We start from the raw sequence: 22,233 nt of genomic DNA on the forward strand, positions 1-22,233 counted from the left end.
CGGAGATGCCACGGTAAATCGAAGCTCCATCTGGCGGTAGGTGGGGTTCATGGATCGCACTCAAAATAACTATTTGCAAAAACAACCTTGAGAGACTCCTTGCTTCGAGAAAGATGACCATGTCACACGTTTGTGATGTGGAGCTCGATGACAAATTCGCTTACTTCGAAAGTATTGAGCAATTGAGAGAGCTTGCTAGCTACTTGGCCTTGCCACTGAGCGATCTTTTTTTAGGTTTTACTATTACCGACTTGGATAATGGCGTAAAAATAGCTAGGCGAGGAACTGGCTTCAAGCGTGAAGAAATCAGAAATGGTACTCATTGCTACACTTATGAGCATTTGGTTACAACCAATCAAGACCCTCGATTAATGGCTCTACGACTGGATGTACGCGCCAACGACTTCCAATGCATGCCTTTGAATGACGGACACTCATCAATGGAAGTTGTATACGTAACTAAAGGGAGCGTACGGGTTCGGCGGCTGGACTCTGACAATGAGTTTAAAGAAGGGATATTGAACGAGGGCGACTCCATCTTCATTCTCCCCGATGTACCTCACGGGTTTGTCAGCAATGTACCTGGTGAGAAATCAGAAATTATCGCCATCAACTATGGCTAGCATTGAAAACAACAGACCAGGTGGCATAGGATAATTTTCACACTAGCCACCTTCTAGAAAACTAGTCACTGACGCAAGCTCCACCGGCAGGCATCAAGCATGCCGTGCTGCACTCCTTTATCTACTTGAAATTGCAGGTATGCATGCCTTGTGAATTATAGAGGATCAAACCATGACTATCACCGTCGGATTAATTGGCCTAGGTCAAATGGGTCATGCCATATGCCATCGACTTCTAGACACTGGCGTCGAGGTATTAATCCACAACCGCACGTACGAAAAAGCTGAAAAACTGATACACCGAGGGGCACTTTGGAAAAACAACTTGAGAGAGCTCGCAGCTAACGCAAACATTATTCTTGTATGTGTTAGCGGAGAAAGTGCACTACGGGCAATCTATTACTCAGATACTGACGGACTGCTTTATTCGCTCCAAGAAGGAAAAGTCGTAATTGACTTCAGCACCTTATCAGCGGAGTCTGCGGTCAACCTACATGAAGCGTTCGGAAATATCGGTGTGAGTTATATCGAATGCCCGATCTCTGGGGGAGTAATGGGCGCTCTCCAGGGAAAATTATGCTCTATTGTCTCAGGCAATGAACAAGCCTACTCATCGGCACATCCCATACTCATAAAAATCTGCAAAACAATCAACTACGTTAAACAACCTGGAAAGGCACAGCAACTTAAAATCCTCAACAATCTGGCAGAGTCTATCAATCTAGCAGGGGCCCTGGAAGTTATTCATCAAGGGCAGGCGTTGGGCTTGGATCTCGAATCAATGGTGAAGGTATTCACTTCCTGCCGCGGTCGTTCTGCCTACATGCATGTATCGCTGAACTATATTCTCTCAGGGTTGACAACTAGTCATGTGACGCTGGCCGTCCGCTGTAAAGATTTGGAATTGGCGCAATCTCAATTACCAGACCTTAAGGCTTATCCAGCAACAGCGATGGCGATCCAATGCTTCATCGACGCCAGACACGCCTTTGGCGACGACGTTGACCAATGCCAATACTTTTCACTACTCGCTCAACGACGGAGTGTTACATCATGAATCCACGTCAAGATATTATCGTCGAAGACACGACATTACGAGATGGCGAGCAAGCACCTGGCATTTCGTTTGGAAGAGCAACTAAACTAAAGATATTCGATGCCCTTATCGACGCGGGCATACGCTGGATTGAAGGCGGTATATATGCGATGGGCGGCACTGAGAGCCGAACATTAAGTGAGATGCTAGAGCGCACACAGGGAACTGATATTCGACTGGTAGGCTGGAATAGAGGGATACGTGCAGACGTAGAAGCATCACTCGACGCAGGCTACCGATACATACATATCGGGTTACCCACCTCAGAGGTCCACCTGAAGCACAGCATAAACAAATCAAAAGACTGGCTTGTCAGACAGGCATGCGAATTAATAGACTGTGCAAAGCAACGCGATGTATTTGTCTCAATCAGCGCTGAAGATGTTGCCCGCTCAGACTTGTCATTTGTCGTTGATTATGCCGGCCACATCTGCGAAGCGGGAGCCGATAGGTTACGGCTCTCTGACACGATTGGAGTGCTTACGCCTGAACAGTACCACTCCATCATCCGTACAGTGGTATCCGCAGTGGAGATTGATACCCAGTGCCATGCTCATAACGACTTCGGCCTCGGTGTAAGCAATACATTATCCGGTTTGCAGGCAGGCGCAAAATATTTTCATGCCACTGTAAACGGTATTGGTGAACGAGCGGGAATGCCTGACCTGGCGCAAATGGTAATGTCCCTAAAAATTCAATACGGGATTGACCTTGGTGTTAAGCCGGAAAAGCTTCAAACACTCTCTGAGATTGTCGCCAATGCAACTGGCTCTCAAATCAATCCTTGGCAGCCCATCGTGGGCAGCAACATTTTTTCTCACGAGTCAGGTATTCACACAAAAGGTACTCTCAACAACGGCAAGTCATTCGAGCCTTACGACACAAGCGTGATGGGGCGCGAACGTCACATTATCGTCGGTAAACATTCTGGACGCGCCTCAATAAAATACGCATTGGACCAATTGCAAATCACATGCTCAGATGATGAAGTCCAGCAATTGCTGCAATTGGTAAGAGAGGTATCCATGATTAAATCAAGTGCCATAACTCTTACCGATGTGGCCATGCTTTGCTCCACTATAAAGAAAGGAAGGCAACATGGAGTTTAACATCACAGCAAGACTCGATGACCTTCAGAAATTAATACAAAAACGAAAAATGACTTTAGATAATATTCGAGGCCTCTATGATAGAACCATCGACGGCATTACAATTAACTCTACGCAGCTTAAAAATATTGCCCAACATCTTAACGTCACAGCAGCCTATGTGATTGACGAATTAGGCGGCGAGTACGATAAATCTCAAAGCTGCGTTTTCGGCGGACTCATCCGATTCGATCGCCTACGGCACGTGCAGGGTGAGCCTGCCTATTTTTACCGCCACTTACTCAAGACAACTTCAGATAAAAATCTGCTGGTACTCAGGACTACCCCTCTATTCCCATCGGCCGAGAAGGCAATACTAAACGCCGGACATAAGGCTAGAGAATTCGTATACATTCTCTCTGGGACAGTAGGGGTTAAATGGGGAAGTCATCCACATCTTCACAACGAGGTACTGAATGAGGGAGATTCCATTTTCATTGAAGAATGGACTCCTCATTGTTTCTATAAACTTGAACCGGATTCACAAATTCTCGCGATTGACTACCTTTAACTACTGTCACAGTCGCTGAGCCGGGAGAAAGCCAAGTCGACTTAAGCGGTGCCGCGATGAACGAGAAAGTCCGCATATTTGATGCGGGCTTTTTTAACCTATACCGGCCTTTCGCGGGTCAACCCGCTCCCATAGAGACTTCACAGAATTCGAACGCTGTGCAATGCCTGTGAAAGCGGGTTTACCCGCGAAAGGGTCGGCACTGGCAATTCAAAAACGCCGGGCAAAAAAAGGGGCGCCGACCAAGCGCCCCATAAGCCGTAAAGCACACAACAAATTCAGTATCAGTCCAGCAAAGCCATCGCCTCGGCGCTACACGCTTCGATCCGCGCCCAGTCGCCGTTCTTGATCCAGCTGCTGTCGAGCATCCAGGTGCCGCCCACGCACATCACATTGGGCAGCGCCATGTAGTTGCGCACGTTGGCCGGGTTGACCCCACCGGTAGGGCAGAATCGAATATCACCGAACGGGCCACCAAAGGCCTTGATCGCTGCCACGCCGCCACTGATTTCCGCCGGGAACAGCTTGAAGCGGCGATAACCCAAGGCATAACCCATCATGATTTCCGAAGGCGTGCTGATGCCCGGCAACAATGGGATATCGCTGTCGACTCCAGCTTCGAGGATGTCCTGAGTGATCCCCGGGGTAACGACAAACTGCGCGCCAGCGGCTTCAACCGCTGCAAACATGCTGCGATCGAGCACGGTGCCGGCGCCGACACACAGTTCCGGACGCTGCTCACGCAGCACCTGGATAGCCTTCAGGCCATACTGCGAGCGCAGGGTTACTTCCAAGGTGCGGATACCACCAGCGGCCAGGGCATCGGCCAGCGGCAGGATGTCTTCCTCACGGGCGATGGTGATCACCGGCAGGATGCGCGCCGCCCCACAGATCGCATCGATCCGGGCGGCTTTCTCGGCCATCGAGAGCAGAGGCTGGGGGCGTTCAAGGGTGGTCATGACAGTGGATCCTTTGCTCATGGGCACCAGTAGATGTCCAAGGGGTCGTGAAGAAAGGCGCGAATCGGCATTTCATTGAGGTCGTTGCCCGCCAGCGCGGCGCGCAGGGTAGCGAGTTTGCCCGGGCCCTGCACGGACAGCGCGATGAACGCGGCGCTGGCCAGCAGGGAACGGGTCAGCGAGAGGCGCTGGTGCGGCACGCTCGGCGCCAGCAACGGCAGGCAACGGCGCTTGCTGTTCAGGTCCAGGCCCTCGGCAAGATTCGGGCTGTCGGGGAACAGCGAAGCCGTATGGCCATCGTCGCCCATGCCCAGTACCAGCACGTCGATAGCCGGCAGATCGGCCAGTGCCTGGTCGGCCTTGGCAGCCGCTGCGTCGAGGTTTTCGGTCTGCTGATAGAGGCCGACGAAACGAGCCTTGGCAGCGCCCCCCTGGAACAGATGGCGAGCCAGCAAACCGGCGTTGCTGTCGGCGTGCTCCACCGGCACCCAGCGCTCGTCGGCCAGGCTGACGGTGACCTTCGACCAGTCCAGCGCCTCGGTCGCCAGCTTCTCGAGGAACGGCACCGGGCTGCGGCCACCGGACAACACCAGGCAGGCCTGCCCTTTCGCGGCAATGGCTGCGCGCAAACGGTCGGCCACATCAGCAGCCAATGTTGCCGAGAGCGCGCGGGCATCATTGAGTTGATGCGCCTTGACGGTAGTCGGCAGTTGCAATTCAGATATCCCCATACCACGCCCTCCCATCACGCGTAATCAGTGCAATCGAGCTCATCGGCCCCCAAGACCCCGCCGCGTACGGCTTGGGCGCATCGCCGGCGCTCTGCCAGCCCGCGATCAACTGGTCGCACCATTTCCAGGCATATTCGATTTCATCCTTGCGCACGAACAGGTTCTGGTTGCCGCGCATCACCTCAAGCAGCAGGCGTTCGTAGGCATCCGGAATCCGCGCGGTGCGCCAGGTGTCGGAAAAATTCAGCTGCAAGGGGCCGCTGCGCAGTTGCATGCCTTTGTCCAGGCCCTGCTCCTTGGTCATCACCCGCAAAGAAATGCCTTCACTGGGTTGCAGGCGGATGATCAGTTTGTTGCCGACCTGCAAACGTTGCTCCGGGGCGAAGATGTAGTGCGGCGTCTCCTTGAAGTGGATGACGATCTGCGACAGCTTCTGCGGCATGCGCTTACCGGTACGCAGGTAGAACGGTACGCCCGACCAGCGCCAGTTACGAATGTCGGCACGCAGGGCGACGAAGGTTTCCGTGTCGCTCTGGGCGTTGGCGTTGTCTTCTTCCAGGTAACCCGGCACCGGCTTGCCGTCGCTGTAGCCGGCAATGTACTGGCCGCGCACCACGCGGGTACTCAAGCCCTCGCCGGTGATCGGCGCAAGGGCTTTGAGCACCTTGACCTTCTCATCGCGGATGCTGTCGGCCGACAGCTCGCTGGGCGGGTCCATGGCAATCAGGCACAACAGCTGCAGCAGGTGATTCTGAATCATATCGCGCAGCTGCCCGGCCTTGTCGAAATAGCCCCAGCGGCCTTCGATGCCGACCTTCTCGGCCACGGTGATTTCCACGTGGGAGATGGAGTTCTGGTTCCACTGGGTTTCGAACAGGCTGTTGGCGAAGCGCAGGGCGATCAGGTTCTGCACCGTCTCCTTGCCCAGGTAATGGTCGATGCGGTAAACACGGCTTTCCGGGAAGAACCGCGCCACGGCGTCGTTCACCCGGCGCGACGACTCAAGATCGTGCCCGATGGGCTTTTCCAGCACCACACGGGTGCGCGCGGCGAGGCCCGCCTTGTCGAGGTTTTCGCAGATCGCGCCATACACGGCAGCCGCAGTGGCGAAATAGGCAATCAACGGCAGCTGGGCAGGTGCCTGCTCGGCCAGGGCCTGGTAGCCCTCCGGCTGCAGGAAGTCCAGGTGCTGGTAGCTCAGACGCCCCAGAAAACGCCCCAGCGCCGCAGGCTCCAGATCGGCCTCCGCCACGTGTTTGCGCAGATGAGCCTCGATGGTATTCAGGTGCTCCTGCACGCTGCCAGGCTCGCGGGCCAGCGCCAGCAAGCGAGTATCGGCGTGCAGCAAATTGGCGCGGTCGAGCTGGTAGAGCGCAGGAAACAGCTTGCGCAATGCCAGGTCGCCCAGGGCGCCGAACAGGGCAAAGGTGCAAGGTTCAACACTGATCGCAGCCATGATGTTGGTTCTTTCCCAAAGTTGGCCTAGGAATACCGCTTTCACATACGGTTTTCAAGAGAAAATGTAGTAAAAACCACAACATTACACACAAGCGTTACAGATAAGTGGTGCGCCACCCGTACCGACAGTAGGATAGACGACCGTGCAAAAAGCCTGCTGCTTCGCCAGCCGGCTGTCTTCCCGACCCAAGGACACACCCATGGACCGCGTGCGAAACCTCCTGGAGCAGATCCAGGGACGCCTCGACGAGCTGAACAAGGCCGAACGCAAAGTCGCCGAAGTCATCCTGCTCAACCCGCAACAAGCCACCCGTTTCAGCATTGCCGCACTGGCCCAGGCGGCCAAGGTCAGCGAACCGACCGTCAACCGTTTCTGCCGCTCGTTCGGTGTCAGCGGTTACCCCGAGCTCAAGCTGCAACTGGCGCAGAGTTTGGCCAGTGGCGCTGCCTATGTGAGCCGCGCCGTCGAGGCCGATGACGATCCTGCAGCCTACACCCAGAAAATCTTTGCCAGTGCCATCGCCTCGCTCGACAGCGCCTGCCAGCAGCTTGACCCGCAGCAGGTCAGCCGCGCCGTGGATATGATGATCCAGGCCCGGCAGATCCACTTCTTCGGCCTGGGCGCTTCTGCCCCGGTAGCCCTGGACGCCCAGCACAAGTTCTTCCGCTTCAACCTCGCCGTCTCGGCCCACGCCGACGTGCTGATGCAGCGCATGCTGGCTTCTGTGGCCCACACGGGCGACTTGTTCGTGATCATCTCCTACACCGGGCGCACCCGCGAACTGGTGGAGGTGGCGCGCCTGGCCCGGGAAAACGGCGCCTCGGTGCTCGGCCTGACCGCCGCCGGCTCACCCCTGGCCCAAGCGTGCAGCCTGAGCCTGCACATCCCGCTGCCGGAAGACACCGACATCTACATGCCGATGACGTCGCGGATCATCCAGCTGACCGTGCTCGACGTACTCGCCACCGGGATGACCCTGCGCCGCGGCGTGGACTTCCAGCCGCACCTGCGCAAGATCAAGGAAAGCCTCAACGCCAGCCGCTACCCGATCGAGGACGACGAACTCAGCTGAGCCGGTGCGCCTGCAGCCGCAAATGAGCGCGCTGGCCCGGCGCCAGGCTCAGGCCTTCACCGCTGCCGCTGGCCGCCTCGACACACACGAAACCCTGGCTCTCGCGCCCGCTCACACCCATCAACGGGCGGTTGCCTGGGTGCCAGACCACAGTATCGTCGCTGTCACCCGTATCGATGCACAGCTCACGCTGCCAGGCGGGGTCCTGCAACTGCACGCGCGGCGTGCCGGGGTAGACTTTCTGGCAGCCGCCCTTGAGCTTCAATGCGCCCTCCTCGCGGCAGGCTTGCCGGCTCAGACGGTCATAGCCCTCAACATCTTCAAGCCCGGACAGCGCTATCTCGGAAACGTCACTGATACGCCAGTAGGCCAGCAGTGCATGGCTCAACTGGCAGGGTTCGCTGTCCTGGTGCTCGGTACTCAGGCTCAGTTCCATGCGGCGGCCCAGGCGGGCATGCAGGTCGACCTGCCAGTCGCACAAGTCCAGGCGCCACTTCAGGCTCACGCCCTCCTCGTCCTCCCGGCTGTCCACCAGCTTCCAGTCCAGCAGGCGCGCCCAGCCGTGGGCGGGCCACAGGTCCTCGCTGGGGTGGCGGCCATACCACGGCCAGCACACCGGCACGCCGCCACGGATTGCCCCCACCTGCGGCCACTGTTCGGCGCACCATAGCCAGGGCCGCTCGCCGGCCGGCTGGAAGTGCAGCAACTGTGCGCCCTGACGGCTGAAAACCGCCTGGCAGCAGGGGTGATCGATGATCAGCACATCGCGCTGCTGGTAACGCTCCCACTCGAATGTCGGCCTCGGCCTCTGTACGGAAAAGAAGCGATGTAGCGGATGTTCAGGCATGGTTCCAAGCTCTTGTTGTTTGAGATAGCGCTGTCTCGGCCTATCCCCGACAACCACTGCAAGCCAGTGGATGCCGGGAGCCGTTTTTGGATTGGCGTAAATTTACAACAAATGTGCTCAGAATGACGACTGAATCTTCAACCCTGCGACCAGCGCGTTGTCCACCTCATCCACGCCACCCGGGCTCTTGATGTACTGAAGGTTCGGGCGCACGGTCAGCCAGTTGGTCACATGGAAGCCGTAATAGAGCTCGGCGTTGTACTCGGTACGCTGCAGCGGCACGAAGCCCGGGTTGTCGTAGTCATTGATGCCGCTCTGGGCGTTGAGCTGTTCGGCGCGCTTCTTCACATCATCGTTGACGTGGATGCGGGCGACACCAAAGCCGATATCATCCTTGGGCCGGGCATCGAAGGCACCTTTGTAGACCAACCCCACCTGCTGGTAGTTGTCGACCACGTTGGTGGCCTTGTCGTGCACGGTGAAGTTGGCGAAAAGGCTGAGACCGCGGCTGACGTCGCCGCCGTGGGCGGTGACCTGCTGCTGCGCAACCACCCACCAGCCGTGCTTGCTGGAGTGTGACTTGAAGCCGGCGCCGCTGATCCCTTGCGGGTTGCCATTGACGTCCTCGTAGACGTCTTCGGCGTCAGCCGTGCTGTAGTAATAGCCCAGGCGATACTCGCCCGGCAGGCCGTTGACCTTGGGCGACCAGACGGCCTCCACCGGCAGGATCGCACCCTTGGTGCCGCTGCCGCTAAGCTTGAAGCCGTTGCCGGTTTCCAGGTTGGAGGGGTTCTGCTCGAACGCGCCGACCTGCACGAAGAACTCCGGCGTGATGTTGTACTTGACCCGCAGCGCCCACTGGCTGACCGGCCAGTTGTACCAGATGCCGCCGACCCAGTTGCCCACCTGCGATCCACAGAAGGCCAGGTTCTGGAAGTCGCAGGGGAAGCTGTTGAAGTCCTCGCCCTCGCCGAAACGGCCGAATTTCACATCCAGGGCACCGTCGAAGTACTTCTGCTTGATCCACATCTGGGTCAGGCGCCAGGTCTGGCCGCGGCCCCACACCTCCTGCACCGAACTGAACTGGCCAGCACGCGGGTCGCTGATGCGATCATTGGAGAGGTTGCGGCCACTGCGCTCGGTGATCGCCAGCTTGAACTCGGCATCGTGCCAGCCAAGGATCTTCTGCAGGTCCAGGTGCGCGCCGAGGGCGAACTGGTCACTGTAGCGTGCGGTCTTGTCGTCGTTGTAGCCGCCATTGAGGTTGCCGGCGACCTCGCCCACATAGTCGAGGGTGAAGTCATAGCCTTTTTCCAGCAGTTCGGTGCGGGTACCGCCCCAGTCGCCGGTCATCCATTTCGATTCGCTGGAGAAGGCCTCGGCGGCCTGCACCCCGCTACTCCCAACCATGGCCAGCAGGGCCAGCGAGCCCAAGGTCCTTATGCGATTGCGCTGTTCCATCCCTTTGCGTCCTCTTTTTCTTATTGATGGTTTCGACGATTCAACGGCTCTTGAGGTGAGTCACGTTGTCCTTCAGTGAAGCGTTGGCAGTATTCAAGTCCAGGCGTTCGCCGCTGGCGGCGTCGAACAGCAGCACCCGTGCCGGGTCGAACTGCAGGTTCAGGCTGTCACCGACCCGGCACGCCACATCCGGCGCCAGGCGGCAGCACACTTTGGTCTGGTTGAGGGTGACGAAGACCAACAGGTCAGGGCCGGTAGGTTCGGTTACCTGCACCTCGGCGCGAATGCCCGGCAGGCCGTTGCCCTCCCCCGTACCCAGGCTGATTTGCTCCGGGCGGATGCCGAGGATGATCTCGCGCCCGTCCAGCTCGTCGCCGGCCACGCCCAACGGCAGCTCGCAACGTGCCTGGCCGCTGTCGAGCAGGGCCAGCAGGCGCCCGTCCTGCCTGGCCAGGCGTACCGGTATGAAGTTCATCGGCGGCGAGCCGATGAAGCTGGCAACGAACTGATTGGCCGGGTCGTTGTAGATCTGCTGCGGGGTACCGAACTGCTGAATGATGCCGTCCTTCATCACCGCAACCTTGTCGCCCAGGGTCATGGCCTCGATCTGGTCGTGGGTGACATACACCGTGGTGGTCTTGAGCCGCTGGTGCATCAGTTTCATTTCCGTGCGCATCTCGACGCGCAGCTTGGCGTCGAGGTTGGACAACGGCTCGTCGAACAGGTAGATCTTCGGCCGCCGCGCCAAGGCGCGGCCCATCGCCACCCGCTGCTGCTGGCCACCGGACAACTGCGCCGGCTTGCGTGAAAGCAGGTGTTCGATCTGCAACAGCTTGGCCACACGCGCCACTTCCTCGTCGATGGCAGCCTGCGGCATCTTGCGGATCTTCAGGCCGAACTCGATGTTCTCGCGCACGCTCATGGTCGGGTACAGCGCGTAGGACTGGAACACCATGGCGATATCACGATCCTTGGGGCTCATACCGCTGACATCCTGGTCATCGATGAGAATCGCGCCACCGGTGATGTTCTCAAGGCCTGCGATGCAGTTCATCAAGGTCGACTTACCGCACCCCGAAGGGCCGACCAATATCAGGAATTCGCCGTCTTTGATCGACAGCTGGATGTCCTTGAGCGTATCCGGCAGGCCGCTGCCGTAGGTCTTGTTCACATTACGAAGTTCAAGCGTTGCCATGACTTACCCCTTGACGGCGCCGGCTGTGAGCCCGCGAACGAAATACTTGCCTGCCACCACATAGACCAGCAGGGTTGGCAGGCCAGCGATCATCGCCGCCGCCATGTCGACGTTGTATTCCTTGGCCCCGGTACTGGTGTTGACCAGGTTGTTCAGGGCTACGGTGATCGGTTGCGAGTCGCCACTGGAGAACACCACGCCGAACAGGAAGTCGTTCCAGATCTGGGTGAACTGCCAGATCAGGCAGACCATGATGATCGGTGTCGACATCGGCAGGATGATGCGGCGAAAAATGGTGAAGAACCCGGCACCGTCCAGGCGTGCGGCCTTGACCAGCGCATCGGGAATGCTCACGTAGAAGTTGCGGAAGAACAGCGTGGTGAAGGCCAGGCCGTAGACCACATGCACCAGCACCAGGCCACTGGTGGTGCTGGCCAGGCCCAACTTGCCGAGGGTGAACGAGGCTGGCAGCAGCACCGTCTGGAACGGCAGGAAGCAACCGAACAGCAGCAAGCCGAAAAACAACTGCGACCCGCGGAAGCGCCACATCGACAGCACATAACCGTTGAGCGCACCGATGGTGGTCGAAATCAGCACCGCCGGTACGGTGATCATGATCGAGTTCCAGAAGTACCCGCTGACCGTGCTCCAGGCCTTGACCCAGCCGATGCCGCTGACCACGGTCGGCCAGCTCAGCAGGTTGCCGGTACTGATGTCCTCCGGGGTCTTGAAGCTGGTCAGCAGCATCACCACCAACGGCACCAGGTAAAGCAGCACGGCCATCAGCAATACAGCGTGAATCGCGATGCGGCTGATGCTCGGCACCGCTTTGTCGACAGGGCTATGCATGGCGTTTGCTCCGCAGCTCCGAGTACAGGTAAGGCACGAGGATCGCCAGGATCGCCCCGAGCATGAGGATGGCGCTGGCCGAGCCCATGCCCATCTGGCCGCGGCTGAAGGTGAACGAATACATGAACATCGCCGGCAGGTCGGATGAGTAGCCCGGGCCACCGGCGGTCATTGCGGCCACCAGGTCGAAGCTCTTGATCGCGATGTGCGAGAGGATCATCAGCGAACTGAAGAACACCGGGCGCAGGCTCGGCAGCACGACGGTCCAGTAGATGCGTGGCAGGCTTGCGCCATCCATCTGCGCAGCACGGATGATCGACTGGTCGACCCCGCGCAGGCCGGCCAGGAACATCGCCATGATGAAGCCCGAGGCTTGCCACACGGCGGCGATCACCAGGCAGTACACCACCCGGTCGGGGTCGATCAGCCAGTCCAGGCGAAACCCTTCCCAGCCCCAGTCACGCAACAGTTTGTCCAGGCCCATGCCAGGGTTGAGCAGCCACTTCCAGGCGGTACCGGTGACGATCATCGATAAAGCCATCGGGTACAGGTAGACCGTGCGGATGAAACCTTCGCGGCGGATGCGCTGGTCGAGCAGCACCGCCAGCAGCACGCCGATGGCCAGGCTGATACCGATGAACAGCCCGCCGAACACCAGCAGGTTCTTGCTGGCCACCCACCAGCGATCGTTGTCGAACAGCCTGGCGTATTGCGCAAGGCCCGCCCACTTGTAAGTCGGCAGGAAGGTCGAGGTGGTGAAAGACAGGACGAACGTCCACAGGATGTAGCCGTAAAAGCCCACCAGGACGATGAACATGCTGGGTGCCAGCACCAGCTTGGGTAGCCAGCGCTGCAGAGCGTCCAGGGGAGAGGCCCGCAGTCGGGCGGTTGCTGTAGTCATGATTCACCTTGAAGGCACTGCCCATCTGCTGTAGGAGCGGCCTTGCGTCGCGAAAGGGCTGCGCAGCAGCCCCAGGGGCTCGAGAACAAAGACAGACCGTCGAACCTGGCTTGCAGGCCTGGGGACCGCTTCGCGGTCCTTTCGCGACACAAGGCCGCTCCTACAAGAGCAATCGTGCCTGCCTTGAGCTTGGTTACTTGGCCGATCTGATCGCCGCCGCCAGCTTCTTCGCTGCATCGGCAGGGTCGGCCTTGGGGTCGTTGATGTAGTTGGTCACTACATCGAAGAAGGCGCCCTGCACGGCCAGCGTGGTGGCCATGTTGTGCGCCATGCTCGGCTGCAGGCCACCGGTTTTGGCGTCGGCCATGAAGTCCTTGGCAGAAGTCTGGGCGCAAGCGTCGAAGCCGTAGGTGCCCATGTCGGCGAGCATGTCGTTACGCACGGGAATGGAGCCTTTGTTGATGCTGAAGACCTTCTGGAAGTCCTGGCCAAGCACCTTCTTGGCGATGTCCTGCTGGCCAGCGGCCGTGCCCTCGTCGTTCTGCTTGAACACCACCAGTGAGTCGATGTTGTACAGGAAAGCCTTGTCGGTACCAGGGAACGCGACGCACTGATAGTCCTTGCCGGCGGTCTTCTTGGCCAGGGTCCACTCGCTCTTGGCCCAGTCACCCATGATCTGCATGCCAGCCTTGCCATTGATGACTTTGGCTGCTTCCAGGTTCCAGTCCTGGCCTTTGCCGTCGGGGTCCATGTAGGTGGCGACCTTCTTCAGCTCGGTCAGCGACTTGACCATCTGCGGCCCGGTCAGCGTGGCTTCATCGAGGTCGACCAGCGCTTTCTTGTAACCGTCCGCCCCCATCACCGACAGCACCACACTCTCGAACACCGTGCTGTCCTGCCATGGCTGGCCGCCATGGGCGAGCGGGATGAAGCCGGCGGCCTTGAGTTTGTCGGCGGCGGCGTAGAATTCGTCGAGGGTGGTCGGCGCCTTGTCGATGCCGGCCTTCTTGAACACTTCGGGGTTGATCCACAGCCAGTTGATGCGATGGATGTTCACCGGCACAGCCACGTAGTCGCCTTCGTACTTGACGGTGTCGGCGACCTTCTTGTCGAGCAGCGAGTCCCACTTTTCTTGCTTGGCCACATCCTTGAGCACATCCGGGTCCAGCAGGCCGGTGGCAGCCCAGTCCTGGATGTCCGGCCCCTTGATCTGGGCAACGCCGGGCGGGTTACCGGCCACGGCGCGGCTCTTGAGCACGGTCATGGCCGTGGCGCCACCACCGCCGGCAACCGCACCATCCTTCCAGGTGAAGCCATCCTTCTCGACCTGGGCCTTGAGCACATCGACTGCCGCTTTTTCACCACCGGATGTCCACCAGTGAACCACTTCGACACTGCCTTTGGTGTCGGCGGCGAGAGCACTGAGCGGGAACAGGGAGGCGAAGGAAATCGCGGCAGCGAGGCGGAGAGTCGAATTCATCGGAGTACCTTTCTTGTTGTTATGCCGGGCAAGTCGAGCGCTTGCATTGCATGGAGTCTAATCAGAGTGCCCGCTGCGCCAGGTAACGAAGCGATGCGTGAATGTCATCGTTTGGTTACATTGCGCGCCAGTGCGCTCGCCAGGCTGGGTGCCAGGGGCAGCGTTGGCAGCAGTACAGCCTGGTAGGCGTGATAAAGGTCTGGCTTGCCTGCCCAAATCGTCGCCGCTGGCTGGTTGTCCGGGCCGAGTTCGTGGTGCCAGCTTCCGGCTGCGCGGTCGATGAAATGAGTGTCGATGAACGTCCAGAAGCGCCGGTACCATTGCTCGTACTGCTGCTCGCCGGTTCGCCGCAGCAGCGCTGCGGCACTGGCGCACGCTTCGGCATGCACCCAGTGCAGGCGCTCGCGCACCCTGGGCTGATTGTCCCAGCCCAAGGTGTAGACGATGCCCTCGGCACCATCGACGCTCCAGGCATGCTGGCAGGCATTGGCGAACAGGCCCCGCGCGCAGGCCAGCAGCCATGCCGGGGCAGGAAGCCCGGCCTGACGCCGCGCAGCCTCAAGGTGCAGGACCAGACGAGACCACTCGAACGCATGGCCAGGCGTTGTGCCGTATGGGCGGAAGTGATCTGCGGGATTGTCCCGGTTGTATTCGGGCAGCGGTTGCCAGTGCACATCGAAATGTTCGATCACTCGGTAGTCACTGGCGCCAGCATGGCCGTGAATGATGCGCTCGACGATACGCAGGGCGCGCTCCAGCCAAAGTACATCGCCCGTCACATCGGCCAGGGCGAGGAAGGCCTCAGTGGCGTGCATGTTGCTGTTGGCGCCGCGATAAGCTTCAGGCTGCTGCCAGTCGCTGGAGAAGGACTCGCGCATCGCACCCTCTTGCTCGCTCCAGAAGCGTTCCTCGATGACCCGTATCGCCTGCGCCAGCAACCCCTGTGCTCCCGCAGCGCCCGCCACGACGGCAGAGCTGGCGGCAAGCGCGACGAAGGCATGCAGGTAAGCCGCCTTGCCGTTGTCACCCTGGCCGTACGGGCGGGCGAACCAACCGCCGTACCCGGCGTCGCGCAAAGGCCCGCACAAGGCCTGCACACCGTGCTGCACCAATGCCAGGCAGCCTGGCGCCCCCTGAAGGTGGGCCAGGGCGAAGCTGTGGGTCATGCGTGCGGTGTTCATGGTTTGGGCGACAGCCGTAGGGGGCAGCTTGCCGCGGGCGTCGAGATTGCCGAACCCTTCAGGGGCTTGCGAGGCCTTGGCGAAAGAGAGCAGCCGCTGGCCCTCGCTTGTGAGCCAGGCGGTATGTTCCGGGGAATCGATGTAGTCCATGCGCCCGTTTCTTCCCTGTATGAGGTTTGCAGATTCTAGCCAGCCGTCCTGGCTGGGATGTCACGAAGGCTTGCGGTTATGTCACCGGTCGGTGACATACCTTCACTCAACGCCACGCGGCAGATAAAGGGTCACGCGCAACCCACCCTCGCGCAAATTGAGCAAGCTCACCTCACCCCCATGGCTATGGGCGATGTTGCGGGCGATCCCCAGCCCCAAGCCATACCCTTGCTGCTGCCCGGCGAGCCTGAAGTGCGGCTCGAACACCTGCTCAAGCTGCTGCTGTGGCACACCCGGCCCGTGGTCATCCACCTGCAGGACAAAGCCCTGTGCGCTGTCGATGATGCGCAGGCGGGCCCGCTCGCCGTACTTGATGGCATTGTCTATCAGGTTGCCGATGCAGCGGCGCAAGGCCAGCGGCTTGCCGGGGTACGGCGCCAGGGCCTGGCCTTCGACGGTGATGCGGCCATCCCCCAGATACGGCTCGGCGAGAATCTCCAGGACCTGGTTGAGGTCGACCGGCTCGATGTTCTCGTGGATGTCAGTGTCTTTCACGCATTGCAAGGCGCCTTTGACCAACAGCTCCAGCTCATCCAGATCCTGGCTGAACTTGGCCTGCAGGCGCTCATCTTCCAGCAGTTCGACGCGCAGCCGCAGCCGGGTGATGGGCGTGCGCAGGTCGTGGGAAATGGCGCTGAACAACTGGCTGCGCTCGGTGAGGTAGCGGCTGATGCGTTCACGCATGCTGTTGAACGCACGCCCGACCTCGACCACCTCGCTGCCACCGCCCTCGGGCACTGGCGCCACATCGGCGCCCAGCGACAGGTCCCGCGCGGCCCGCGCCAGGCGCTTGAGTGGCCAGCTCTGCCAGTGCACCAGCAGGCCGATGAACAGCAGCAGCAAGGCGGTGGTCAGGACGATGAAGCCGATCTGCTGGCGTGGCAGGCGCTCGGCTTCAAGGCTGGTGTAGGGCTCAGGCAGCAACGAGGCGATGTACAGCCACTCGTCTTGGCCCAGGCGAATCTGCGTGACCAGTACAGGCGGGTTGAGTGGTTCCAGGGTCAGCGAGTAATGCGCCCAGGAACGCGGCAGCTCATCGAGCTTCAGGCCGCTGTTGAAGATGCGCAGGTCATCGGGGGCGACGAACTCGACGGAAACTTCCATCTGCGCGCCCAGCCGCTCATGCAGTACCTGCTGAAACACATCGATCACCGCCTGCTTGCGCGGTGTTATGGGCAATACCGGCATGTCCAGCGGCTTGTCGTTGAGCGACACGAAAAAACGCGTACCGCCCATGCTGCGCAACTGGTCCAATACCATCGGCCGATAAGCCACCGGCAAGGAACGGAAATAACTGACGCTGGCACTCATCGAATGGGCCAGGCTGCCGGCACTGGCGCGCAAGCCCTGAAGCTGGCTGGCACGTAACTGCGCGACCCAGATGACGCTGGACAAACCTTGAGCCAACAACACCACCAGCAAGGTCAACAGCAGCATGCGCCCCAGCAGCGAGCGCGGCACCAGGCGCCAGCGCCGCTCAGGAAGCACAGCAGACATGCGCAGCCAGCAGGTAGCCACTGCCGCGCACAGTGCGGATCAGCCGTGGCGGTTTGTCGGTATCGCGCAGACGCTGACGCAGGCGGCTGACCGCCATGTCAACGATACGGTCCAGCGGCATTGGCTCACGGCCACGGGTAGCGTTGCCGATGGTATCGCGGTCGAGGATCTGCTGAGGGTGATCGAGAAACAGCTTCAGCAAGGCGAAATCGGCACCGGAAAGGATCACCTCTTCGCCATCGCGGTGGAACAGGCGGTGGCTGACCGTGTCCAGGCGCCAGTCGTCGAAGGCCAGTACCGCTGTGGCTGGCGCGGCCTGGCCGAATTCTGCGCGACGCAGCAGGGCCTTGATTCGCGCCTGCAGTTCCCGCGGGCTGAACGGTTTGCCCAGATAATCGTCCGCGCCAAGCTCAAGGCCGATGACCCGGTCGGCCTCGTCGGAGCTGGCGGTCAGCATGATGATCGGCACCCGCGATTGACGCGGGTGCTGGCGCACCCAGCGGCACAGGCTGAAGCCGTCCTCGTCGGGCAGCATCACATCGAGAATGACCAGATCGCAGTGAGTGTTTTCCAGCGCGTGGCGAAAACCCTGGCCATCGGCTTCGGCGTGCACCTGGAAGCCGGCGCGGCTCAGATAGGTTTGCAACAGCTCGCGGATTTCCTGATCGTCGTCGACCATCAGGATCGATTTTCCGGCAGTGCTCAAGGTATCCCGCCCTCTTGTTGTCACAGGTCTTTTGCCTGCTGTGAGGGCCGCAAAGCGGCCCCCTATCAATGATCCAGAGCCTGCTGTAATGCCACGCCGGCGCCCAGCAGTCCAGAAAACTCTGCCGTCACCAGCCACACCGGCACACCGGCGAAGTAACCGCTCATGCAGCCCTTGTCGGCAAAACTTGCAGCGAACCCGCTGCGCATGAACAGTTCGGCAAACCGCGGGATGACGCCGCCAACAATATAAACACCGCCGCGTGCACCCAGGGTCAGTACATTGTTGCCTGCCACGCGCCCCAGGAAGCGGCAGAACTGTTCGACCACCGCCAATGCCCGTGGCTCGCCACTCAGGGCGGCATCGGTAATTTCTGCGGGTGTCTTGTGCCGTACCGTATCACCGTCCAGCGCACAGATGGCCTGGTACAAACGCACGAGGCCGCCACCGCTGAGCACGGTTTCAGCGCTGACATGGCCAATCTGCCCATGAATCTGCTGATGGATCGCCGCTTCGCGGGCATTGCCCACCGGCAGGTCGACATGCCCTCCCTCACCGGGCAGCGCCAGCCAATGCTGCTCACCGAGGCGCAGCAGGCTGCCGACGCCAAGGCCGGTACCCGGGCCGATCACCAGTGCAGGTCGCGCCGGGTCGGCCTGGCCGGGGCAGACCTGGCGCACCTCGTCCCCTTGCAGGCGGGTCATACCCAAGGCCATCGCCGTGAAGTCATTGATCAGCAGCAGCTGTTCGACCTGCAACGTCTTGCAGAACGCGCTGCGGCTCAGCCGCCAATGATTGTTGGTGAAGCGGAATTCATCACCGTCGACCGGCCCGGCCACCGCCAGGCACACCGCCGACAGCCCGCCACGCTCGATACCCTGGCTCTGCAGGTAGGCCTCGATGGCCTGCTCCGGGCTGGTGTAGTCAGCGGTGGCGAAGACCTTCACCTGATGCAGCTGGTTGTCACGCCACAACGCAAAACGGGCATTGGTGCCACCGATGTCGCCAACCAGCAGGTCCTTCATTTGAGGTTCTCCAGGGCCGAGGTAAAGGCGCTGGCGCCCTGCTCGGCCGAGCTGAACGCCATGCGCATGAAGCCGAACAGCTCGCGCCCACAGCCCAGGTCGTTGCCCTGTGGCGCAGGTGGCAGGTCGCGGCGGGCCAGTTCCTCGGCCGACACCTTGAGCTGCAGCGTGCCTTCGACACCATCGACCCGCACGATATCACCATCGCGCACCCGCGCCAGCGGTCCACCATCAAAGGCTTCAGGGCAGACATGGATTGCGGCCGGGATCTTGCCCGATGCACCTGACATGCGCCCATCGGTGACCAGTGCCACTTTATAGCCGCGGTCCTGCAGCACACCGAGGAACGGCGTCAGCTTGTGCAGCTCCGGCATGCCGTTGCAACGTGGCCCCTGGAAACGCACCACGGCCACGAAGTCGCGCTCCAGTTCGCCGGCCTTGAACGCATCGGCCAGCGACTGCTGGTCCTGGAAAACCCGTGCCGGGGCCTCGACGACCTGATGTTCAGGGGCCACCGCGGACACTTTCATCACGCCACGCCCAAGGTTGCCTTCCATCACCCGCAGGCCGCCTTCGGCCGAGAACGGCCGCGCCACCGGGCGCAGGATGGTCTCGTCCAGGCTCTGCTGCGGGCCTTCACGCCAGACCAGCTTGCCGTTGTCGAGGAACGGTTCCTGCGTGTAGCGGCGCAACCCGTGGCCGGCGACGGTGTTGACGTCTTCGTGCAGCAAGCCGGCATCGAGCAGCTCACGGATCAGGAAGGACATGCCACCGGCGGCCTGGAAGTGATTGATGTCGGCCTTGCCATTGGGGTAGACGTGGGACAGGGTCGGCACCACCTCGGACAGGTCGGCCATGTCCTGCCAGGTGAGCTGGATGCCTGCCGCCTGGGCGATCGCCGGCATGTGCAGGGTGTGGTTGGTCGACCCCCCGGTGGCATGCAGGGCGACGATGGAGTTGACCAGCGATTTCTCGTCGACGATCTCGCCCAGCGGCATGAAGCTGCCACTGGCCTTGGTCATGCGTGTCACTTGCTGCGCGGCCTCGGCGGTCAGCGCGTCGCGAAGCGGGGTGTACGGGTTGACGAACGAGGCCCCCGGCAGGTGCAGGCCCATCACTTCCATCACCAGCTGGTTGGTGTTGGCAGTGCCGTAGAAGGTGCAGGTGCCCGGGCTGTGGTAGGACTTCATCTCCGACTCCAGCAGTTCCTCACGGCTGGCCTTGCCCTCGGCATAGCGCTGGCGCACATCGGCTTTCTGCTTGTTGGAGATGCCGGAAACCATTGGCCCGCCCGGTACGAAAATGATGGGCAGGTGACCGAAGCGCAGCGCGCCCATCATCAAACCGGGGACGATCTTGTCGCAGATACCCAGCATCAGCGCAGCGTCGAACATGTTGTGCGACAGCGCCACCGCAGTAGACATGGCGATCACTTCACGGCTGGCGATGGCCAGCTCCATGCCAGGCTCACCCTGGGTCACGCCATCGCACATGGCCGGCACACCGCCAGCGAACTGGCCGACGGAGCCAACTTCGCGCAGTGCCTTCTTGATCTGCTCGGGGAAATGCACATACGGCTGGTGCGCCGAGAGCATGTCGTTGTAGGCCGAGACGATGGCCACATTCGCGGCATTCATCAGGCGCAGGCTCTGCTTGTCGTCGGCGCCACACCCGGCCACGCCATGGGCGAAGTTGGCGCACTGCAGGCTGGCCCGCATGGGTCCGTCGCTGGCCGCGCCGCGAATCAGCTGCAGGTAGCGTTCACGGGTGGCACGGCTGCGTTCGGTCAGCCGTTGGGTGACCTCAAGGATGCGCGGGTGCATGTACTGGACTCCAGGCTAGCGGTAAGGGCGGTTTACCGGGCATTTCCCCTCCAAACGATTGCGGCCTAGGCTCCTGTGTAAGAGACCCTGCGCATCGAGGCGGCGGCTTGCCCGACCACTCGTTGTATATTTAAACAAAATACTGCCAGTAAAAAGGCTTGTTTTCTATCGCTGAGTGAATAATCTTGTAATTCCAACAACAAAAACGTTTCAGTGAAGCTTCATTTGTGCCACAGGTTTCACTCGAACTGCCAGAGGTGCTGCCATGACACTACGTATCGCCATCAACGGATTCGGCCGCATTGGTCGCAATGTCCTGCGCGCACTGTATACCCAAGGCTACCGCCACGACCTGCAGGTCGTCGCCATCAACGACCTGGGCGACAGTGCCATGAACGCCCACCTGCTCAAATACGACAGCGTACACGGTGCTTTCGATGCGTCGGTGGAAGCTGATCACGAGAGCCTGACGGTCAACGGTGACCGTATCGCGGTGAGCGCCATCCGCAATCCGGCCGAGCTGCCCTGGAAGGCTGAAGCGATCGACGTGGTGTTCGAGTGCACCGGGCTGTTCACCGACCGCGCCAAGGCCGCGGCGCACCTGGCGGCCGGGGCTGGCAAGGTGATCGTCTCGGCACCGGCCAAGGGCGCCGACGCCACCGTGGTATACGGCGTCAACCATGACATTCTGCGCGCGTCGCACCAGGTCATCTCCAACGCCTCCTGCACCACCAACTGCCTGGCGCCGATCGCCCAGGTACTGCACCGCGAGTTCGGCATCGAGCAGGGGCTGATGACCACCATCCATGCCTACACCAACGACCAGGTGCTGACCGACGTCTACCACAGCGACCCGTACCGGGCGCGCTCGGCCACCCAGTCGATGATCCCGAGCAAGACCGGCGCTGCCGAAGCCGTGGGCCTGGTGTTGCCGGAACTGGCCGGCAAGCTGACCGGCATGGCGGTACGGGTACCGGTGATCAACGTGTCGCTGGTCGACCTCACCGTCAACCTCAAGCGCGAGGCCACGGCCGAGCAGGTGAACCAGTTGTTCCTCGAAGCCAGCCGGCATTCCAAGGTGCTCGGCTACAACACCCTGCCGCTGGTCTCGTGCGACTTCAACCACAACCCGTTGTCGTCGATATTCGATGCCAACCATACCCGCGCCAACGGCAGGATGCTCAAGGTGCTGGCCTGGTATGACAATGAGTGGGGGTTCTCCAACCGCATGCTGGATAACTGCCTGGCGTTGTGCAGCGCCCGCTGAGCGCAGGCACTTGCTGCGGTAGGAGCGGCCTTGCGTCGCGAAAGGGCCGCGCAGCGGCCCCAACTATATCTCTGGCGCTCAGAAAACCTTGGGGCTGCTCTGCAGCCCTTTCGCGACGCAAGGCCGCTCCTACCGACAATCTTTACCTTTTCCTAACACTTCCAGGCTTGACCTTCAGGCAAGATGATAAGC

20 protein-coding genes are annotated in these 22,233 nt (G+C 60.5%); 6 read left to right on the forward strand and 14 right to left on the reverse strand.

Going from position 1 to position 22,233, the window contains the following annotated elements; genetic code table 11:
- Nucleotides 1–113 precede the first annotated feature (113 nt).
- The 4 genes from BLX42_RS09385 to BLX42_RS09400 all read left to right on the forward strand — a co-directional run bounded on the left by BLX42_RS09385 (nucleotide 114) and on the right by BLX42_RS09400 (nucleotide 3,378).
- The gene (locus BLX42_RS09385) at nucleotides 114–623 is read left to right on the forward strand and encodes a hypothetical protein (protein ID WP_161871652.1); all 510 of its coding nucleotides are present in this window, start codon (nucleotides 114–116) and stop codon (nucleotides 621–623) included.
- 172 nt (nucleotides 624–795) lie between these two features.
- Nucleotides 796–1,680 (forward strand): NAD(P)-dependent oxidoreductase, encoded by an 885-nt coding sequence (locus BLX42_RS09390; RefSeq protein WP_161871653.1) that lies wholly within the window; start codon nucleotides 796–798, stop codon nucleotides 1,678–1,680.
- Entirely contained in the window at nucleotides 1,677–2,828 is a 1,152-nt protein-coding gene (locus BLX42_RS09395) for a hypothetical protein (protein ID WP_161871654.1), read from the forward strand. The genes BLX42_RS09390 and BLX42_RS09395 overlap by 4 nt, the downstream gene beginning before the upstream one ends.
- Nucleotides 2,818–3,378 carry a cupin domain-containing protein gene (locus BLX42_RS09400; RefSeq protein ID WP_161871655.1) on the forward strand — a complete coding sequence of 187 codons (561 nt, stop codon included), beginning with the start codon at nucleotides 2,818–2,820 and terminating at the stop codon, nucleotides 3,376–3,378. The genes BLX42_RS09395 and BLX42_RS09400 overlap by 11 nt, the downstream gene beginning before the upstream one ends.
- A 284-nt stretch (nucleotides 3,379–3,662) precedes the next feature.
- Here BLX42_RS09400 and BLX42_RS09405 read toward each other — a convergent pair whose 3' ends face one another.
- Genes BLX42_RS09405 through zwf form a run of 3 tightly spaced genes read right to left on the reverse strand, consistent with a single transcriptional unit; the run spans nucleotide 3,663 to nucleotide 6,524 of the window.
- On the reverse strand, nucleotides 3,663–4,337 hold the full coding sequence (locus BLX42_RS09405) for a bifunctional 4-hydroxy-2-oxoglutarate aldolase/2-dehydro-3-deoxy-phosphogluconate aldolase (RefSeq protein ID WP_012316013.1): 675 nt from the start codon (nucleotides 4,335–4,337) through the stop codon (nucleotides 3,663–3,665).
- A 17-nt stretch (nucleotides 4,338–4,354) separates the two neighbouring features.
- Nucleotides 4,355–5,068, reverse strand: coding sequence for a 6-phosphogluconolactonase (pgl, locus tag BLX42_RS09410; protein WP_161871656.1), 714 nt, complete (start codon nucleotides 5,066–5,068; stop codon nucleotides 4,355–4,357).
- Nucleotides 5,055–6,524 (reverse strand): glucose-6-phosphate dehydrogenase, encoded by a 1,470-nt coding sequence (zwf, locus tag BLX42_RS09415; RefSeq protein ID WP_046784406.1) that lies wholly within the window; start codon nucleotides 6,522–6,524, stop codon nucleotides 5,055–5,057. Before zwf ends, pgl begins: the two co-directional genes overlap by 14 nt.
- Nucleotides 6,525–6,735: 211 nt before the next feature.
- On the opposite strand from zwf, the gene hexR reads away from it, so the two are divergent.
- Nucleotides 6,736–7,599: a DNA-binding transcriptional regulator HexR gene (gene hexR / locus BLX42_RS09420; RefSeq protein WP_174141604.1), complete on the forward strand. Its 864-nt coding sequence runs from the start codon at nucleotides 6,736–6,738 to the stop codon at nucleotides 7,597–7,599.
- On the opposite strand, the gene BLX42_RS09425 is transcribed toward hexR, so the two are convergent.
- From BLX42_RS09425 to edd, 11 genes are all read right to left on the reverse strand, one after another.
- Nucleotides 7,592–8,446 carry a D-hexose-6-phosphate mutarotase gene (locus BLX42_RS09425; protein ID WP_046784407.1) on the reverse strand — a complete coding sequence of 285 codons (855 nt, stop codon included), beginning with the start codon at nucleotides 8,444–8,446 and terminating at the stop codon, nucleotides 7,592–7,594. The genes hexR and BLX42_RS09425 overlap by 8 nt on opposite strands.
- 117 nt (nucleotides 8,447–8,563) lie before the next feature.
- On the reverse strand, nucleotides 8,564–9,856 hold the full coding sequence (locus tag BLX42_RS09430; RefSeq protein ID WP_223255080.1) for a carbohydrate porin: 1,293 nt from the start codon (nucleotides 9,854–9,856) through the stop codon (nucleotides 8,564–8,566).
- Between the two features lie 91 nt (nucleotides 9,857–9,947).
- Nucleotides 9,948–11,102, reverse strand: coding sequence for an ABC transporter ATP-binding protein (locus BLX42_RS09435; RefSeq protein ID WP_115273971.1), 1,155 nt, complete (start codon nucleotides 11,100–11,102; stop codon nucleotides 9,948–9,950).
- 3 nt (nucleotides 11,103–11,105) lie between these two features.
- Nucleotides 11,106–11,951: a carbohydrate ABC transporter permease gene (locus BLX42_RS09440; protein ID WP_046784410.1), complete on the reverse strand. Its 846-nt coding sequence runs from the start codon at nucleotides 11,949–11,951 to the stop codon at nucleotides 11,106–11,108.
- On the reverse strand, nucleotides 11,944–12,852 hold the full coding sequence (locus BLX42_RS09445) for a carbohydrate ABC transporter permease (RefSeq protein ID WP_012316021.1): 909 nt from the start codon (nucleotides 12,850–12,852) through the stop codon (nucleotides 11,944–11,946). Before BLX42_RS09445 ends, BLX42_RS09440 begins: the two co-directional genes overlap by 8 nt.
- 193 nt (nucleotides 12,853–13,045) lie before the next feature.
- The gene (locus tag BLX42_RS09450; RefSeq protein WP_046784411.1) at nucleotides 13,046–14,332 is read right to left on the reverse strand and encodes an ABC transporter substrate-binding protein; all 1,287 of its coding nucleotides are present in this window, start codon (nucleotides 14,330–14,332) and stop codon (nucleotides 13,046–13,048) included.
- Between the two features lie 104 nt (nucleotides 14,333–14,436).
- The gene (locus tag BLX42_RS09455) at nucleotides 14,437–15,663 is read right to left on the reverse strand and encodes an AGE family epimerase/isomerase (protein ID WP_161871657.1); all 1,227 of its coding nucleotides are present in this window, start codon (nucleotides 15,661–15,663) and stop codon (nucleotides 14,437–14,439) included.
- Between the two features lie 102 nt (nucleotides 15,664–15,765).
- Nucleotides 15,766–17,220, reverse strand: a complete 1,455-nt coding sequence (locus BLX42_RS09460) for an ATP-binding protein (RefSeq protein WP_046784413.1) — start codon at nucleotides 17,218–17,220, stop codon at nucleotides 15,766–15,768.
- Nucleotides 17,201–17,926 carry a two-component system response regulator GltR gene (gene gltR / locus BLX42_RS09465; protein ID WP_046784414.1) on the reverse strand — a complete coding sequence of 242 codons (726 nt, stop codon included), beginning with the start codon at nucleotides 17,924–17,926 and terminating at the stop codon, nucleotides 17,201–17,203. The genes BLX42_RS09460 and gltR overlap by 20 nt, the downstream gene beginning before the upstream one ends.
- A gap of 65 nt (nucleotides 17,927–17,991) precedes the next feature.
- Nucleotides 17,992–18,951, reverse strand: a complete 960-nt coding sequence (locus BLX42_RS09470) for a glucokinase (protein ID WP_161871658.1) — start codon at nucleotides 18,949–18,951, stop codon at nucleotides 17,992–17,994.
- A complete protein-coding gene (edd, locus tag BLX42_RS09475; protein ID WP_161871659.1) occupies nucleotides 18,948–20,774 on the reverse strand; it encodes a phosphogluconate dehydratase in 1,827 nt (608 codons plus the stop codon). Before edd ends, BLX42_RS09470 begins: the two co-directional genes overlap by 4 nt.
- A 265-nt stretch (nucleotides 20,775–21,039) precedes the next feature.
- Between edd and gap the strand changes: the two genes are divergently transcribed.
- Nucleotides 21,040–22,041 carry a type I glyceraldehyde-3-phosphate dehydrogenase gene (gene gap / locus BLX42_RS09480; protein ID WP_119687719.1) on the forward strand — a complete coding sequence of 334 codons (1,002 nt, stop codon included), beginning with the start codon at nucleotides 21,040–21,042 and terminating at the stop codon, nucleotides 22,039–22,041.
- The last annotated feature ends 192 nt before the right edge of the window (nucleotides 22,042–22,233 follow it).

The sequence above is a fragment of the Pseudomonas sp. SG-MS2 genome (assembly GCF_009933855.1).
Classification (GTDB): domain Bacteria; phylum Pseudomonadota; class Gammaproteobacteria; order Pseudomonadales; family Pseudomonadaceae; genus Aquipseudomonas; species Aquipseudomonas putida_E.

Excerpts from the sequence above, each read along its gene's own strand:
- BLX42_RS09385 (WP_161871652.1), top strand. The coding sequence starts at position 114 with ATGACCATGTCACACGTTTGTGATGTGGAGCTCGATGACAAATTCGCT.
- BLX42_RS09390 (WP_161871653.1), top strand. The coding sequence starts at position 796 with ATGACTATCACCGTCGGATTAATTGGCCTAGGTCAAATGGGTCATGCC.
- BLX42_RS09395 (WP_161871654.1), top strand. The coding sequence starts at position 1,677 with ATGAATCCACGTCAAGATATTATCGTCGAAGACACGACATTACGAGAT.
- BLX42_RS09400 (WP_161871655.1), top strand. The coding sequence starts at position 2,818 with ATGGAGTTTAACATCACAGCAAGACTCGATGACCTTCAGAAATTAATA.
- BLX42_RS09405 (WP_012316013.1), bottom strand. The coding sequence starts at position 4,337 with ATGACCACCCTTGAACGCCCCCAGCCTCTGCTCTCGATGGCCGAGAAA.
- pgl (WP_161871656.1), bottom strand. The coding sequence starts at position 5,068 with ATGGGGATATCTGAATTGCAACTGCCGACTACCGTCAAGGCGCATCAA.
- zwf (WP_046784406.1), bottom strand. The coding sequence starts at position 6,524 with ATGGCTGCGATCAGTGTTGAACCTTGCACCTTTGCCCTGTTCGGCGCC.
- BLX42_RS09425 (WP_046784407.1), bottom strand. The coding sequence starts at position 8,446 with ATGCCTGAACATCCGCTACATCGCTTCTTTTCCGTACAGAGGCCGAGG.
- BLX42_RS09430 (WP_223255080.1), bottom strand. The coding sequence starts at position 9,856 with ATGGTTGGGAGTAGCGGGGTGCAGGCCGCCGAGGCCTTCTCCAGCGAA.
- BLX42_RS09435 (WP_115273971.1), bottom strand. The coding sequence starts at position 11,102 with ATGGCAACGCTTGAACTTCGTAATGTGAACAAGACCTACGGCAGCGGC.
- BLX42_RS09440 (WP_046784410.1), bottom strand. The coding sequence starts at position 11,951 with ATGCATAGCCCTGTCGACAAAGCGGTGCCGAGCATCAGCCGCATCGCG.
- BLX42_RS09445 (WP_012316021.1), bottom strand. The coding sequence starts at position 12,852 with ATGACTACAGCAACCGCCCGACTGCGGGCCTCTCCCCTGGACGCTCTG.
- BLX42_RS09450 (WP_046784411.1), bottom strand. The coding sequence starts at position 14,332 with ATGAATTCGACTCTCCGCCTCGCTGCCGCGATTTCCTTCGCCTCCCTG.
- BLX42_RS09455 (WP_161871657.1), bottom strand. The coding sequence starts at position 15,663 with ATGGACTACATCGATTCCCCGGAACATACCGCCTGGCTCACAAGCGAG.
- BLX42_RS09460 (WP_046784413.1), bottom strand. The coding sequence starts at position 17,220 with ATGTCTGCTGTGCTTCCTGAGCGGCGCTGGCGCCTGGTGCCGCGCTCG.
- BLX42_RS09470 (WP_161871658.1), bottom strand. The coding sequence starts at position 18,951 with ATGAAGGACCTGCTGGTTGGCGACATCGGTGGCACCAATGCCCGTTTT.
- edd (WP_161871659.1), bottom strand. The coding sequence starts at position 20,774 with ATGCACCCGCGCATCCTTGAGGTCACCCAACGGCTGACCGAACGCAGC.
- gap (WP_119687719.1), top strand. The coding sequence starts at position 21,040 with ATGACACTACGTATCGCCATCAACGGATTCGGCCGCATTGGTCGCAAT.